Origin of the sequence: Microbacterium sp. M28 (assembly GCF_025836995.1) — a bacterium.
Lineage (GTDB): Bacteria > Actinomycetota > Actinomycetes > Actinomycetales > Microbacteriaceae > Microbacterium.
Genome location: NZ_CP107546.1, coordinates 933,544 through 948,242, shown reverse-complemented (window position 1 = coordinate 948,242; position 14,699 = coordinate 933,544). Strand labels below are relative to the sequence as shown.

General features: G+C 69.7%; 15 protein-coding genes and 1 tRNA gene. 2 read left to right on the top strand and 14 right to left on the bottom strand.

Annotation, left to right across the window (positions count from 1 at the left end; translation table 11 throughout):
- The 3 genes from OED01_RS04710 to OED01_RS04700 all read right to left on the bottom strand — a co-directional run bounded on the left by OED01_RS04710 (position 1) and on the right by OED01_RS04700 (position 3,181).
- Entirely contained in the window at positions 1–570 is a 570-nt protein-coding gene (locus tag OED01_RS04710; RefSeq protein WP_264157222.1) for a LemA family protein, read from the bottom strand.
- A gap of 68 nt (positions 571–638) precedes the next feature.
- Complete coding sequence (locus OED01_RS04705) at positions 639–1,952, bottom strand: D-arabinono-1,4-lactone oxidase (RefSeq protein WP_264157221.1); 1,314 nt, start codon at positions 1,950–1,952, stop codon at positions 639–641.
- The gene (locus tag OED01_RS04700; protein ID WP_264157220.1) at positions 1,949–3,181 is read right to left on the bottom strand and encodes an alanine racemase; all 1,233 of its coding nucleotides are present in this window, start codon (positions 3,179–3,181) and stop codon (positions 1,949–1,951) included. Before OED01_RS04700 ends, OED01_RS04705 begins: the two co-directional genes overlap by 4 nt.
- Before the next feature lie 52 nt (positions 3,182–3,233).
- Here OED01_RS04700 and OED01_RS04695 point away from each other — a divergent pair.
- Positions 3,234–3,307, top strand: a tRNA-Leu gene (locus OED01_RS04695).
- Positions 3,308–3,506: 199 nt separating this feature from the next.
- Here the strand turns inward: OED01_RS04695 and OED01_RS04690 are convergent.
- From OED01_RS04690 to OED01_RS04655, 8 genes are all read right to left on the bottom strand, one after another.
- Positions 3,507–4,358 carry a cation-transporting ATPase gene (locus OED01_RS04690; RefSeq protein ID WP_264157219.1) on the bottom strand — a complete coding sequence of 284 codons (852 nt, stop codon included), beginning with the start codon at positions 4,356–4,358 and terminating at the stop codon, positions 3,507–3,509.
- A gap of 259 nt (positions 4,359–4,617) precedes the next feature.
- Positions 4,618–6,042, bottom strand: coding sequence for an NAD(P)/FAD-dependent oxidoreductase (locus tag OED01_RS04685; protein ID WP_264157218.1), 1,425 nt, complete (start codon positions 6,040–6,042; stop codon positions 4,618–4,620).
- Between the two features lie 35 nt (positions 6,043–6,077).
- Positions 6,078–7,367 (bottom strand): S8 family serine peptidase, encoded by a 1,290-nt coding sequence (locus tag OED01_RS04680; protein ID WP_264157217.1) that lies wholly within the window; start codon positions 7,365–7,367, stop codon positions 6,078–6,080.
- 11 nt (positions 7,368–7,378) lie between these two features.
- Positions 7,379–7,900, bottom strand: a complete 522-nt coding sequence (locus OED01_RS04675; protein ID WP_264157216.1) for a DUF501 domain-containing protein — start codon at positions 7,898–7,900, stop codon at positions 7,379–7,381.
- Positions 7,901–7,937: 37 nt separating this feature from the next.
- A complete protein-coding gene (locus OED01_RS04670) occupies positions 7,938–8,408 on the bottom strand; it encodes an FtsB family cell division protein (protein WP_264157215.1) in 471 nt (156 codons plus the stop codon).
- A gap of 38 nt (positions 8,409–8,446) precedes the next feature.
- Positions 8,447–9,727: a phosphopyruvate hydratase gene (gene eno, locus OED01_RS04665; protein ID WP_264157214.1), complete on the bottom strand. Its 1,281-nt coding sequence runs from the start codon at positions 9,725–9,727 to the stop codon at positions 8,447–8,449.
- Positions 9,728–9,820: 93 nt separating this feature from the next.
- Positions 9,821–10,489, bottom strand: coding sequence for an O-methyltransferase (locus tag OED01_RS04660; RefSeq protein ID WP_264157213.1), 669 nt, complete (start codon positions 10,487–10,489; stop codon positions 9,821–9,823).
- A gap of 49 nt (positions 10,490–10,538) precedes the next feature.
- Positions 10,539–11,129 carry a cysteine hydrolase family protein gene (locus OED01_RS04655; RefSeq protein WP_264157212.1) on the bottom strand — a complete coding sequence of 197 codons (591 nt, stop codon included), beginning with the start codon at positions 11,127–11,129 and terminating at the stop codon, positions 10,539–10,541.
- A gap of 120 nt (positions 11,130–11,249) precedes the next feature.
- Between OED01_RS04655 and OED01_RS04650 the strand changes: the two genes are divergently transcribed.
- Positions 11,250–12,230: a GlxA family transcriptional regulator gene (locus OED01_RS04650; protein ID WP_264157211.1), complete on the top strand. Its 981-nt coding sequence runs from the start codon at positions 11,250–11,252 to the stop codon at positions 12,228–12,230.
- A gap of 15 nt (positions 12,231–12,245) precedes the next feature.
- Here OED01_RS04650 and OED01_RS04645 read toward each other — a convergent pair whose 3' ends face one another.
- The 3 genes from OED01_RS04645 to OED01_RS04635 are packed head-to-tail and all read right to left on the bottom strand — an operon-like array spanning position 12,246 to position 14,646.
- On the bottom strand, positions 12,246–13,217 hold the full coding sequence (locus OED01_RS04645; protein WP_264157210.1) for a CPBP family intramembrane glutamic endopeptidase: 972 nt from the start codon (positions 13,215–13,217) through the stop codon (positions 12,246–12,248).
- A complete protein-coding gene (locus OED01_RS04640; protein ID WP_264157209.1) occupies positions 13,214–14,272 on the bottom strand; it encodes a DUF1648 domain-containing protein in 1,059 nt (352 codons plus the stop codon). The genes OED01_RS04645 and OED01_RS04640 overlap by 4 nt, the downstream gene beginning before the upstream one ends.
- Positions 14,269–14,646, bottom strand: a complete 378-nt coding sequence (locus OED01_RS04635) for a GntR family transcriptional regulator (RefSeq protein ID WP_264157208.1) — start codon at positions 14,644–14,646, stop codon at positions 14,269–14,271. The genes OED01_RS04640 and OED01_RS04635 overlap by 4 nt, the downstream gene beginning before the upstream one ends.
- Between the last annotated feature and the right edge of the window lie 53 nt (positions 14,647–14,699).

Sequence of the window (14,699 nt, the reverse complement as noted above, 5' to 3'; positions counted from 1 at the left end):
TCAGAACTGAACGCGCGGCGGCTCGGAGATCGTCGTGCCGTCGGCGACCTCGAAGAACTCGCGCTCGGTGAAGCCGAGACCGCGCGCGAAGAGGTTGTTCGGGAACACCTTGATCTTGGTGTTCAGTTCGCGGACGCCGCCGTTGTAGAAGCGGCGGGCGGCCTGGATCTTGTCCTCGGTGTCGACCAGCGAGTGCTGGAGCTGCAGGAAGTTCTGGCTGGCCTGCAGTTGGGGATACGCCTCGGCCACGGCGAACAGGCTCTTCAGCGCCTGCTGCAGATGTCCTTCCGCGATGCCCGCCTCTGCCGGACCTGCGGCCGAGAGGGTCTCCGCGCGAGCGCGTGTGACGTTCTCGAACACCGCTTTCTCGTGCGACGCGTAGCCCTTCACGGACTCGATGAGGTTCGGGATGAGGTCGGCTCGACGCTTGAGCTGCACGGTGATGCCGCTCCACGCCTCGTCCACGCGCACGTTGAGCTGGACGAGGGAGTTGTAGGTCGCCCACAGATAGATGCCGACGATCACGATGACACCGACGACGATCAGTACCGGCACGAGCCATTCCCACATGGGAGGCCACCCCTTCCGCAGATTTCCTTCATCCTAGTCGCGCAGTCTGCGCATCGACTGGACGAAGCTCAGTCGCCGAGCACGCGTCCGAGGTGGCGATTGTGGAACCGTCGCTCGGGGTCCAACCGGTCGCGCAGCGCCCGGAAGTCATCGAATCGGGGGTACCGCTCACGGAGCCGCTCGGCGTCGAGCGTGTGCAGCTTTCCCCAGTGCGGGCGTCCGCCGTGCTCGAGCATGATCTCCTCGACCGCGTTGAAGTACTCGGTCGGATCGACACGCCAGTACCGGTGCACCGCGATGTAGCCCGTGGCACGACCGTAGGCGGTCGACATCCAGAGATCGTCCGCCGCAGCGAATCGCACCTCGACCGGGAACTCGATCCGCCACCCGCGCCTCGCGATCAGCTCGCGCACGGCGCGGAACGCCGGGACGACGTTCTCGGCCGGCAGCGCGTACTCCATCTCACGGAACCGGACCGCCCGACGCTGGGTGAAGACGGTGTGCGAACGATCGGTGTACTCGCGATCGCCCGTCAGCCGCACGGCGAGCCGGTTGAACCGCGGTGTGATCGCCGGGACGGCTCGAGAGGCACCGCAGACCGCACGGTAGACGGTGTTCGACAGCAGAGTCTCGTCGACCCACCGCCCCACAGCCGGCAGTGGCCGCCGGCGCGTGGACTCCGGCATGCGCTCCTGGCGTTTGGTGAGCGCCACATCTGTATGCGGGAACCAGTAGAACTCGAAGTGGTCGATCGCCTGCGCGCGATCGTGCAGCGTGGCGAGTACGTCGTCCAGAGGTGCAGGTTCGTCGATCGCATGCATCACGAAGGCGGGTACGCAGCGCAGCGTCACCTCCACGAGGATGCCGAGTGAGCCGAGCCCCAGGGCGATCGCGGGGAGCATCTCCGCGTTCTCCTGCTCGTTCACCCGCAGGAATTCGCCGGCCGCGGTGATCATGACCGCTCCGACGACCTGCGTGGCGAGGCCGCCGAATCGGAGTCCGGTGCCGTGCGTGCCGGTCGAGACCGCGCCGGCGATCGACTGGCGATCGATGTCGCCCAGGTTCTCCATCGCCAGACCGAAGGGCGCGAGCAGGGCGGGGATGCGGTGCAGGCGAGTGCCCGCGAGGAAGGTGGCGCGTCCTGTCCCGGCATCCGCGGCGACGAGGCCCTGCATGTCGCTCAGGTCCAGCAGAACACCGGGCGCGACGGCGATGCCGGTGAAGCTGTGCCCTGCGCCGACCGGTTTGATCGGCAGATTCTGCGCGGTTGCCGCCTGCACGGCGCGCTGCACTCCCTCCGGCGTTCGCGGCCGCTCGACACGAACGGGATCGACGGACGCCGAGCGCGCCCAGTTCTGCCAGCTTCCGCCGAGTCGTGTCACAGGAACGCCTTTCCCTCGCCGCGGTACGTGGGCAGCTCGTCGACCACCTCGTCACCGGAGACGAGTTGGTACGCGTCGATCCGCTCCGCGGGCTCGCCGCTCTTCGCGTGCCGGAACCAGACGCGATCCCCGATGCTCATCGAGCGTGCCGCTCGGCCCTGCAACGGCGTCTGCACCTCGCCGGCCGCCTCACGCGCAAGCGTGCGAAGCCCCGCAGGCCAGACGGCACGAGGCTGGCGCGACGCGACGGACGGCCCGGATGCGATCCATCCGCCGCCGAGCACGGTCACGATGTCGGCGGCTGGCCGTCGCACGACGTCGAACGCGAACGCGGACGCCGGGGCGGGCTGGAACGAGCGATAGCCGTCGAAGAGATGCCCGCCCAGCAGGCCGCTCCCCGCCGTCGCCTCCGTGACGGACTCGTCGCTGCCGGTGAACTCCAGCGAACCAGTGCCCCCGCCGTTGAGGAACTCGAGCGGTGCGATGTCGCTGATCGCCGTGGCGATCTCGGTGCGGCGGCGGAGCAGGTCTTCGCGCGAGCGCGCCTGAGCGAATCGGATCAGCGGTGCATCCGTGCCCGCGTCGTCACCCTGGCCCGCGATCTGGGCCTCGTACATCTGCAGGCCGACGAGGCGGAATCCATCGCGTCGGGCGATCGTCCGCGCGAACCGGGCGACGTCGGCGGCCGTGTAGAGCGGGGACCGACGCACGCCGATGTGTCCCAACGCCGACGATCGCCAGGAGGCGTCGGCGTCGATCGCCACTCGGATCTCGGCTCGCCTGCCCGGCGCGGCGACCGCATCGATCAGATCGAGGTGCGCAGGATCGTCGATCATCAGGGTGATCCGCGATGCGGCGATCTCGTCCTGCCCGAGCCGCGCGATCCCCGCCCGGTCGACGCTCGGGTACCCCACCACGACGTCGTCGTGCGTCTCGGCGAGCCAGAGCGCCTCGCCGAGCGTGAAGGCGAGGATTCCGCGGTATCCGGGCAGCTTCAGCACCGCATCCAGCACGGCCCGCACGCGCACCGACTTGGACGCGACGCGGATCGGGATGCCTCCGGCCCGGACGAGCATGTCCAGCGCATTGTGGCGCAGCGCATCGGCGTCGATGATCGCGACCGGTGCCGGCAGGTGAGCCGTCGCCTCGCTGAGTCTCGACCACCAGCGCGCGGGGTCCTCCCACGCGCGCGGGGAGGGGTTCGTCGGGCCGGCGATCAGGTCGAGCACTCCCCCACCCTACGACCTGGCCGATGCCTTCCGCCGATAGGCTGAACGGCATGCCCCCGTAGCCCAATCGGCAGAGGCAGGCGACTTAAACTCGCCAAAGTGTCGGTTCGAATCCGACCGGGGGTACGGCAACCTCGCAGGCCCCGCCGGCCGAGGCCGCTGCAACGGTCGCACGTGAGGCGGCTTCCCCCGCTGTGAGCCCGCCTCACGCGTGCCCGTCCGAGCGATCGGTCACACATGAGGCGGGGCATCGCATCCGGACCCGCCAGAAGCGTGACCGAGCGCGCGAGGATCCAGCCCGGGGCACCGTCAGCGCGCGAAGGCGTCAGCGACCGAAGATGTCTCCCAGCCCGAGATCGCCGAGCGCGGAACCCCAGTCGGACACCGACTCGCCGGCACCGGCGACGGTGTCCCCGGCCGATCCGAGAAGCCCCTCAGCGCCTCCTGCGAGTGCTTCGAGGTCAAGCCCTTCAGCCAGACCGGCGAAGTCGACTCCCATCGCGGTCGCATGCTCGAGAAGCGGCGCCGCCGCCGCGCTGAGGACGGCCCCCGCTGCCACAGCGCCCAGGGCGCCGAGCGCCGCCCCGCCGGCCACGAACGCAGCTCCTCCAGCGCCGCCGCCCTTCACCCGCGAGAGCAGTCCGCGCATCCGGCCCGGCTGCGCCGCCTCGGCGCGTCCGGCAGCGCGGGCGAGATCGTCCGCGGATGCCGAAGCGGGCCGTTCACCAGGCCCGAACTCGGCCTGCATGCGCTGCGCGACGTGTGCGCGCTGTTCGGGGCTCAGTCGGGCGAACGCGTCCCGGTGGATCTGTTCGACGCGGTGCGGCTCCGCGGTCTGCATCAGGTAGTCGTATCGCGCGATCGCCGCGCGGTCCGCATCGGAGCCAAGAGTGCTCGGAGTCTGACCGTGCGCGGGCGGCGGTGTGTACGGGCGGCCCCCAGCGGCGGGCGGCGGCGTGTACGGTCCGGCGCCATCAGCGGGCGGCGGTGCGTAGGCGGACGTCCCGGCCATCGGCGTACCCGCGTTCCCCGGACCAGACGGCGTGCGCACGGCATCCACCGCGCCTCGGAGGATTCCACCCCAGTCGGTGGAGCCGGACGAACCACCCCGGTTCGCCGCCGTCTTCTTGTCCAGAGCCTGCGACGCCATGCCGAGCAGGCGGGAGATCTTGTCCATGGTGCGATCCTTCATCGAGTGATGCGGACGGCCACGGACCTGCGCACAGGGAGCCGTGGCGTCCGCGCTGGCGGACTGCCAAGGTCTCCTCCGCCCCGATGGGGCCGGCGGGCCGGGACATGATCGCATGTCCGTAATGACGACACCGCCGCAGACGGGAGTACTCCCCTTGCACGGATGACGCTATCGAATCAGGTTATGGATCTCCTCGGAGACGACGAAAGCCCCGTTCCGGAGAACGGGGCTTTCGTCGTGAGGATCAATTGGCGCCGACGGCAGCCTTCTCAGTCGGAGCTTCGGCAGCGGCCGGTGCCTCGGCCTTCGCAGGGGCAGCCGGAGCGGCGGGGGCGGCATCCGCGGCCGGGCGAGGGCGCGACGCGAACTGCTCGAAGAACGCGCGCGGCTCCTGCACCTTCTCGAGGTTCACGATGTCGCGGTCGAGCCACAGGTTGTGCCACCAGCCCCACAGCACGCGCCACTTGCGCTCCCACGTCGGCATCGCGAGGCCGTGGTATCCGCGGTGCGCGACCCAGGCGACGAAGCCCTTGAGCGCGATCTTGCCGGACTGGAAGACGCCCGTGCCGAGGCCGAGGCCTGCGACCGCGCCGAGGTTCTTGTGGACGTAGTCGACCGGAGCCTCGCCGCGCAGGACTGCGACGAGGTTCTTCGCGAGACGCTTCGCCTGGCGGACCGCGTGCTGGGCGTTCGGGACGCAGAAGCCGCCGACGCCACCACCGGTGAGGTCGGGAACCGCCGAGACGTCACCCGCGGTCCATGCGCCGTCGACGACGTTGCCGTCCGCATCGATCACGCGCAGGTCCGCCTGGGCGCGGATGCGACCGCGCTCCTCGACGGGGAGGTCGCCGGCACGGACGACCTGCGGGTTCGCCATGACGCCGGCGGTCCACACGATGATGTCGGTCGGGATGACCTGTCCGGTGGACAGCTCGACGTTGCCGTCGACCGCACCCGTGACCTGGGTGTCCAGGTGCACGTTGGCGCCGCGCTTGGCGAGGTCCTTGAGCACCCACTCGCTGGTGGGCAGGGAGACCTCGGGCATGATGCGACCCATGGCCTCGATCAGGTGGAAGTGCGTCTCCTCGAACGACAGCTCCGGGTAGCGCTTGAGCAGCGCCGACGCGAACGACCGCAGCTCGGCGAAGGTCTCGATACCGGCGAAGCCACCACCGACGACGACGACCGTGAGCAGACGCTCGCGCTCGGGACCGGCGGGAAGGGCGGCAGCGCGGTCGAAGTTCGACAGCAGCTTGTCCCGGACCCACACGGCCTCTTCGATCGACTTCATGCCGATCGCGTTGTCCGCGATCCCCGGGATCGGGAACGTGCGGGACACCGAACCGGCGGTCACCACGATCTGGTCGTACGCGAACTCGTACGCCTCGCCGTCAGCCGGCGTGATGGTGGCGACCTTGTTGGCGTGGTCGATCTTGGTCACCTTGGCGGCGACCACGTTCGTGCGCTTGAGGTGACGACGGGTCGAGACAACGGCGTGGCGCGGCTCGATCGATCCGGCTGCCACCTCGGGCAGGAACGGAAGGTAGGTCATGTAGGGAAGCGGGTCGACCATGGTGACCTCGGCTTCGCCCTTGCGGAGGTGCTTCTCGAGCTTCCACGCTGTGTAGAAACCCGCGTAGCCACCGCCGACGATCAGAATCTTGGGCACAGTGCTGTTCTCAGCCACAGAGGGGAAACTCCTTGTCAGGGGGCAGGCGTGCGCTGCGCGCGCGCCCTACGGATACGCCGGGCAGCTGCGGTGACGCCTAGCGCAACCAGGATACCAGGGACTGTGAGGACGATGAGCGGCAGGGTACCGTACAGCAGCGTCTGGGCACTGGGAAGAAGCGGGGAACCGGCTTCGCTGGGCGGGTCGGCGGCCGGCAGGGGCTCGACGGAGACGGGCCCGACCGTCGGCGTCGGCTGCGGCACGGTCTCCGCCCTGCGGTAGACCCTGATCCACTCCTCGAGCGCCGCGGCCGGCTCGGAATCCACCTCGGCGACCGGCGCCGTCACCGCCGCGGAGGCGTCGATGAGGCCGTAGCCGTACAGCGGATCGGGAACGCGCGCGACGCCTTCGACCGGGATCGCCGTCTTGAGGATCCGGTTGATCACGTTGCCGGCGCTGAGGTCCGGGTGCGCGGATCGGACCAGCGCAGCCACGCCGGCGACGATCGGGGCGGCGCCGCTCGTGCCATCCCATTCGGCGACGCGGCCGTCGGCGGAGACACCGAGCAGTCCCTCGCTCGGTGCGGAGATGCCGATGGTGATGCCCTGCGTCGACGCTTCGACGCTCGCCTCGCCGTGCTGGTTGACTCCGCCCACCGTGAGCACGCCGGGGATCGTCGCCGGCGCGCCGACGATCGATGTGCCGTTCCCGCGGTTGCCCGCTGCGACCACGACCACGACGTCGTGCTCGTAGGCGTACAGGAACGCCTCGTCCCAGCTGCGATCCCAGTCCAGGGTGTTCGTCGTGAAGGAGAGGTTGATGATGTCCGCGCCGTTGTCCACCGCCCAGCGCATCGCATCGGCGATCTGCTCCGTGAACGGCACGACGGCCGAGGCACCGAAGTTGACCGAGATCGAGAGCAGCTCGGCCTCCGGGGCGACGCCGATCATCCCCGTGCCGTCGTCCGCCGGTCTGGCCGCCGCCAACGAGGCGACCCACGATCCGTGGTCGACGTCGATCGTGCCGACCGGGGTGCGCCCGTCGTCCGCACCGGTGCCCGAGACGTCCGTGCCGTCGACGACGCCCTTGAAGGCCACTGGCCCCTGCGCGACACCGGTGTCGATGACCGCGATCCTGACCCCCTCACCGCGGGTCGTCTTCCATGCCTCGTGGACGCGCGCACCGTCGAGCCAGTACTCGGCGGCGCGGATCGGATCGGCCTGCTCCTCGACGGCCGGCGTGGGCGTCGGAGTCGCCGCCGGCGCGACGCCGGTGAGCAGGACGGATGCCGACATCGCCGCGACTGCGACGAGGCTGCTCAGCATCCTCCGTCGCCTCATGCGATCGCGGCCCCCGGCTGCTCGCACTGGCATCGCTCCGGCGACCAGCTGGAGCGGGCCAGCGCGGCATCGCCGATCGGGTTGACTCCGGGACCCGCGGCCAGCGAATGGCCGGCCAGGGCGTGCAGGCACTTGATGCGGGTCGGCATCCCGCCGGCCGAGATGCCATCGATCTCGGCCACATCGCCGAACTGCGCGCGATCGGAGAGATATGCCTCGTGCGCGGCGCGGTACGCGTCGGCGATCTGCTCGTCCTCGGCGAGGCGGGACGCCAGCTCGGGCATCACCTGCGTGGCCTCCAGCGTCGACATCGCCGCCGTGGCCGCCGGGTGGGTCAGGTAGTAGAACGTCGGGAACGGGGTGCCGTCGGGCAGCCGAGGCAGGGTCGCGACGACGGTCGGGTTGCCGCACACGCACCGGGCTGCGATGCCGACGACGCCGCGCACGGGGCGTCCGAGCTGAGCGGTCAGAACGTCGAGCTCAGCGGCGGTGGGCGGGGCGAAAGGCGGTGTCGTCACCTCTCCAGCGTACGGGAGGCGCGCCTGTGCGAAGCCTCTACCCGCCCTCGGCCGCGGTCTGCGCGAGACCGGCGCCGGCGAGGCTGCGCAGCAACTGCGGCATCCAGTCGGCCCTGCTCTCCTCGAGCTCGGCGCTGACCGGCTGCTGCTCCTGGGGCAGGGCCGCGGCGTCCAGGTCGTTGTCGATGAGGTAGACGACCTCACCGGGCTTGACGTAGTACAGCCGCTCGCGAGCCTGCGTGGTGATGTAGGCCGGATCCTCCCAGCGCTGCTGCTCCAGTTCGAGGGCGGCGATCTCCTCCTTGGAGAGCTGTACCGCCTGCTCGAGCGCCGCGATCTGCTGGCGCTGTTCGATGTAGGTGCCCAGCGTCGGCACGAGCACCCAGGCGCCGAGCACCACGAGCGACAGCATGATCACGGAGAAGGCGGACAGCCGGATGCCGGACGCCCACTCGCGCACGTCGACCGTGCGCGCAGACGACGAAGGGGAAGCCGCGCGTCTCGCCATGGCTCCCCCTTCGCTCGTGGATCAGTTGTCGCGCACGCTCACGCGGTGAAGCGCGGGAAGGCGGAGCGACCGGCGAAGACCGCGGCGTCGCCGAGCTCTTCCTCGATGCGCAGAAGCTGATTGTACTTCGCGACGCGCTCGCTGCGAGCCGGCGCACCGGCCTTGATCTGACCGGAGTTGGTCGCGACGACGAGGTCGGCGATCGTGGTGTCCTCGGTCTCGCCGGAGCGGTGCGAGAGCATCGCCGTGTAGCCCGAGCGCTGCGCGAGGCTGACCGCGTCGAACGTCTCCGTCAGCGTGCCGATCTGGTTGACCTTGACCAGCAGCGAGTTCGCGACGCCGCGACGGATGCCGTCGGCGAGGCGCTCCGGGTTGGTGACGAACAGGTCGTCACCGACGAGCTGGACCTTCGAGCCGAGAGCCTCGGTGAGGTGCTTCCAGTTGTCCCAGTCGTCCTCGGCGAGCGCGTCCTCGATCGTGACGATCGGGAAGTCGTTGACCAGCCCGACGTAGTACTCCGTCAGTGCTTCGGCATCCCAGTCCTTGTTGTCGAGGCGGTAGACGCCGTCGTTGAAGAACTCGGTCGCTGCGACGTCGAGGCCGAGGGCGATCTCGGTACCAGGCGTGAAGCCGGCCTTCTCGATCGCCTTGACGAGGAAGTCCAGACCCTCGCGGTTGCTGGGCAGGTCGGGGGCGAATCCGCCCTCGTCGCCGAGGCCGGTCGCGTAGCCGGCGGCCTTGAGCTCGCTGCGCAGCACGTGGTACGTCTCGACGCCCCAGCGCAGGGCCTCGGAGTAGGTCTCCGCACCGATCGGCGCGAGGAAGAACTCCTGCATGTCGATGCCGTTGTCGGCGTGCTCGCCGCCGTTGATGACGTTGAACAGCGGCACGGGCAGGACGTGCGCGTTGGGTCCGCCCAGGTAGCGGAACAGCGGCAGATCGGCGCTGTCGGCGGCCGCCTTGGCGACGGCCAGGCTGACGCCGAGGATGGCGTTGGCGCCCGTGCGCTTCTTGTTCTCGGTGCCGTCGGTCTCGAGGAGGATCTCGTCGACGATGCGCTGCTCGCTCGCCTCGACGCCCTCGATGGCCGGGCCGAGCTCGTCGAGAACGGCCTCGACGGCCTTCAGCACACCCTTGCCGCCGTAGCGGCTCTTGTCGCCGTCGCGGAGTTCGTATGCTTCGAACGCACCGGTGGATGCGCCGGAGGGGACGGCGGCGCGCTGCACGATGCCGTCATCGAGGAGCACCTCCACCTCGACGGTCGGGTTGCCCCGCGAGTCGAGAATCTCACGTGCGCCTACAGCCTCGATCAATGCCACGAATGTGCTCCTTGCTCAGAGAAAAGGTGGTGGTGGAGCGTCGTCGATCCGTCGCCAGTCTAGCCCGCGGCGTCTCTGGCGCCGAAGCCCGTGTCAGACCACGACGGCGATCGCGACGCCGTCCCAGCCCTTGAGTCCCACGGTCTGCAGCGCGGTGGCGTCGAACCGGGCGTCCTCCCCCAGCATCCGAAGTCCTTCCCGGGTTCCGATGACGCGCGGATCGGTCGTGTCCTCGTTCACGATCTCGCCCTCGCGCCCGATGTTGTCCAGGACGACGACGGTGCCCGTGCGACCGAGCCTGGCCGCCCAGTCCAGGTAGATCGTGTTGGACTCCTTGTCGGCGTCGATGAAGACGAGATCGAACGGCTCGGTGCCGTCCAGGCTCGGCAGCACCTCGGCGCCGCGACCGATGCGGATCTCGACGCGGCCGCCGACGCCGGCGGCGTCGAGGTTCCGGCGGGCCACGGCGGCGTTCGCGGGCTCCGCCTCCACCGTGACCACGCTGCCGGTCGGCCCCACGGCCCTGGCGAGCCAGATCGTCGAGTACCCGCCGAGCGTGCCGATCTCGAGAACGCGGCGGGCGCCGCTGATGCGCGCGAGCAGGCTCAGCAGCTTGCCGCTGACCGGCGCGACCTCGATCTCGGGCAGGCCGGCGGCGCGCTGCGCAGCGAGCGCGGCATCCAGAGTCGGATCATGCCCGACGAGGACGTCTGCGAGGTAGTCGTCGGCGGCGCGCCAGTTCTGCGGAGTGGATTCGGCCATGTCTTCAGCCAACTCGGCGGCGCGCCGGACGTCAAGACACTCGGCGCGATCAGGACACATCGGCCGCCGTCGGGACGACCACACCGTAGATGTCGCCGATCGTGGCGAGCGCGCTGTGGTGCAGCTGCTCCGCCGAGACGCTCGCGACCGCGGTCTGCAGCGGACGCGTCGCGCACGCCTCCGCGACGACGGTCGGTGCGTTGCCGCGCAGGAAGGCGCCTTCCGAGGTGAACGTGACGCACATGTGCGTCATGAATCCGATGACGATCACGTTCGTGTTGCCTGCCGCGTCGACGCGCTCGCCGAGGTCGGTGCCCACGAACGAGTCGGGAGCGGTCTTGACCACAACCTGCTCGCCGGCGAGGGGGGCGACCTTCGGGTGGATCTCGCCGATCTCGTCGCGGATGTCGTACGCCGAGCCCTCGCCGCCGTCGTGCTTGATGTGGATGACCGTGGTGCCGGCGGCACGTGCACGTTCGAGCAGGTCGGCGGCGGCGTCGAGGGCGGGCTCCCAGCCTTCGAGCTCCATGACTCCGCGCGTGTACGTGTTCTGGTAGTCCACCAGCAGCAGCGTGGCGTCGGCGAGGGTTGCAGGCGTCGACGCGAGTCCGTTGAGTTCGCGCAGGGTGGTCGAGGTCATGGGTTTCCTTCCGGGGTGCGCCGTCGAGGTTTTGGCGGCACGTTTCACGCTACGGAGCGGGAGTAATGTCGTCAATGACGTCTTACCCGCAGAAACAGACATATCTGGATCGGAGCCCCGGTGAACGAACGCCTGGTCGTGGTCGCCCTCTTCGAGGACGTGGACCTCCTCGATGTGACCGGACCGTCCGAGGTGTTCTCGATCGTGCAGCGGGAACGGGAGGGCCCCAGCGGATATCGGGTGGTCCTCGCGGCGGAGACGCTGGACGCCGTCACCACCTCCGCCGGTGTGCGGGTACTGCCGGATGTCACCTTCGCGTCCGTCGCGGATCGACGCATCGACACGCTCATCGTGCCCGGGGCGGTGACCATCGGCGACGAGCGCGAGGTGCGGGCAGTCACCGACCCGACCGTCGTCGAGTGGGTTCGACGCCTCGCTCCCCGCACCCGCCGCGTCGCGTCGGTGTGCGTCGGAGCCCATGTCCTCGCCGACGCCGGCCTGCTCTCCGGCAAGCGCGCCACGACGCACTGGACGACGTCCGACCAGCTCGCCCGCGAGCATCCGGATGTCGTGGTCGATGCCGATCCGATCTTCATCCGCGACGGGGACGTCTGGACCGGCGCCGGCCTGACCGCATGCCTCGATCTGACGCTGGCCCTCGTCGCCGACGACCTCGGGCAGGAGCTCGCCTTGCGTGTGGCTCGTCAGCTGGTCATGTATCTCAAGCGGCCCAGCGGGCAGAGCCAGTTCAGCGTGCCGCTGCAGCGGGTCTCCGCGAGTCGCCGCGTCGAGGAACTGCGCCACCACATCACGACGCACCTGTCCGATCCGCTGACGGTGACGCAGCTCGCCGAGCGCCTGCACATCAGCGACCGCCAGCTCACCCGGATCTTCGCCGCGGAGTTGGGCACCACTCCAGCCGCCTATATCGAGACGGCCCGCGTCGAGGCCGCGCGCAACCAGCTCGAGGCCGGCGACGACACACTCGACGTCGTCGCCCGGACGAACGGCTTCGGCACTGTCGACACCCTCAACCGCGCGTTCCGCCGTCGCCTGAACACGACGCCGGCGGAGTACCGGAACAGGTTCCGCACACGGTGAACGCTGCCCGTCCGATCAGCTCCGCTCGCGCTGCGGCGAGAGCAGACGGCCGGGGCCTCCGTCGAGCTCCGGCTGGTTTCGGAACTGTCCCGTCGCGGTGAGCACCGCGATCACGATGGCGCACGCGACCCACCCGGCCACGCCCAGCGGACCGGCCAGCGCCAGGTCGACGTCCGCTCCGGCCGCGGTCAAAAGCAGCAGGGTTCCGCCTGCCGCATTGATCGCTCCGTGGGCGAAGACAGCGGGCCAGACGGATGCCGACCGCAGCCGCAACCACCCCAGCAGGATCCCCCACGCCACGCATCCGCCGACCATGATCAGGACACCGGTGAGGTCGGTGCGGCCGAAGTTGTAGCCGAGCAGGATCACCGGCGCGTGCCAGGCGCCCCAGACGACACCGCTCATCAGCAATGCCGGCCACGTGCCGTACTGGCGCAGCGCCGGGACGAGGAATCCGCGCCAACCGAGCTCCTCACCGAAGGCCATGACGGCGTTGATCGTCGCGGCCGCGAACGGGATCGCGATCAGCTGCGAGGCGATCACGACACCGGTCGGCGGCACCGGGACGCCGTCCGGAAGGGAGGCCTCCAGGGTCTCGCGGAAGCCGGAGAACCCGACGAGATCGAGCTGCACCCATCCGAACGCCGCTGCGACCACAACCGAGAGCGCGATGACGACGAGAGGCCCGAACAGCCCGAGCACGCTCAGCCAGATCACCCGCTTGGCCGGGCGCAGGGGCCACATGCCGAGGAAACGCAGCCGTTCGCCCTTCGTCACCGGACGCAGCACCAGGATCACGAGGACGACGGCGAGCGCCGGCGTGAACATCATCACCGGAATCAGAACGCCGGCGAGCGGATGGGCGAGCCCGTCGCCGAGCCAGAGCGGGAGTGCGACGAGCCACGCGAGCCCGCAGGCCAGGACGACGTAGGCGATGATCGCGCTCAGCGGGATCCGCACCGCCGTTCCGATGCTCTGAGCGGTCACGATGCGCCTCCTACTGTTCGGCGGTCGATCTTCGGATCGGATGCCGCGGCATCCACGTACGCCTGCAGCAGTGCGGCAGCCTGTTCGGCCCCGTCGATCGTGACCACGAACGTGCGCTTGCCCCGCCGGACGATCTCGATGGCCGGCCCCTGCCGCATGACGATGCCGCTGCGCCCGTCGAGGGCGATGCGCCACCCCCAGCCGCCGAACTCTCCGAACGGCGAGATCTCCACGGCGCGAGCGGACTCGATCTCGGAGATCGGGATGCGGGTGCGCGGTACGCCGAGCAGCGACCTGGCCGTGAGGCCCTCTGGGGTGATGCGCACCCGGAACGCCGCCGTCGCCGGCAGCGCGAGCAGGACGAGGAACATGACCGCGGCACCGATCCAGCCCGCCGGCGACGCGCCGATCGCCAGGACGATCGTGAGCACGGTGACGAGCACGAGAGCGGTGCCCATGATGATCAGCGGCGTGCGCGGCATCGTCGCCGTGCCGACCCAGACGACGCGCTCGCCCGCCGTCAGCCTCACGACGTGCGACGGTTCGAGCGGCGGCGCCTGAGTGGCCGCGACCGCCGGCTGGACGAGCCATGCGACTGCACCGACGACCAGCAGCACCGCGAAGCCCAGCGCCACCACCCACCAGACGTCGCCGACCTCTGCAGCGTCCGTCAGACCGCGTTGCGCTCCGACCGAACCCAGCGCGAGCACGAACGCGAACACGGACAGGCCTGCCGCCATCGCACCCATGAATCGCGCTGCAGCACCCCAGTGCGTGCCGACCGCGAGCAGCGTCGCGATCGCCATGATCACGGGCAGCGCAAGTCCGATGATCACGAGCATCCACGGATAGAGCGCCGGAGAACCGAATCCGTCGGGACCCGACACGCCCCAGTGCGTGACGACGCGATCCGGGAGCTGCGGCATCCACGACCACAGCACTGCCAGGCCGATCGCGACCACCGCGATCGGGACGACGATCGACACGACTGCGAAGGCGACGCGTGCTCGGCGCAACTGCGCCGGCGGGGTGCGGGTGATGTCGTGCTCGGTCATGGGAGCTCCTCCACTCGGTCGTTCCTGGGGACTGCGGACGTGACGATCGCGGCGAGCGTCTCGGCGGACACGCCGAGCACCCCCGCTCTGGCGACGAGATCGGCGATGTCCTTGGCGAGATCGACCAGCGGCGCCGCGGATGCCGCGACGACCGCCCCACGACCTCGCCGCAGATCGACCAGCCTCTCGTCGCGGAGCTGCTGGTACGCGTGCAGCACGGTGTGGAGGTTGATGTCGAGCGCCTCGGCCACCTCGCGCGCCGAAGGCAGGCGATCCCCCGGTGCCAGAACGCCGGTCAGGATATCGGCGCGCACCGATGCCGCGACCTGCTCGAAGAGCGGCCGCGAGCTGTTCGCTTCGATCCTGATCAGCATGATTCTCCAATTTCTATTAATTCTACTTGAACTATAACAGTTGTAGCAAGGCG